Source organism: Mesorhizobium sp. Primo-A, from assembly GCF_003997175.1.
In the GTDB taxonomy this organism is placed as follows: Bacteria; Pseudomonadota; Alphaproteobacteria; order Rhizobiales; family Rhizobiaceae; genus Mesorhizobium; species Mesorhizobium ciceri.
In genome coordinates this window covers 1-343 of the sequence record NZ_RZTG01000076.1, presented here as the reverse complement: position 1 = coordinate 343, position 343 = coordinate 1, and the positions used below count along the sequence as shown (strand labels likewise).

The following is a 343-nucleotide window of genomic DNA, read 5'->3' as shown; positions in this document are numbered from 1 at the left end:
GCCGCACCGAACTGGCGCGCGCCATTTTCGGCGCCGACCGCATCGCGGCCGGCACCATCACACTCGATGGCAAGCAAATCACCCCGGCGTCACCGGCCGATGCGATTGCGCTCGGCATCGGCCTGGTGCCGGAGGACCGCAAGCACCAGGCGATCTTTGCTGCGCTCGGCATCCTGCCGAATTTCTCCGTCGCATCGCTGGGCAGCTTCAGCAACGGCTTCGGCTTCATGGCAGAGCGGCGCGAGCGCGATGCGCTTGCCGGCTTCAGGAAGATGCTGTCGATCCGCATGGCCTCGGCCGAGCAGGCGATCGAGGGCCTATCAGGCGGCAACCAGCAGAAGGT

Annotated in this window: 1 pseudogene; it reads left to right on the top strand. The window is 66.8% G+C overall.

Annotation, left to right across the window (positions count from 1 at the left end):
- A pseudogene (locus EOC83_RS32665) lies at positions 1 to 343 on the top strand (sugar ABC transporter ATP-binding protein); the annotation flags it as partial.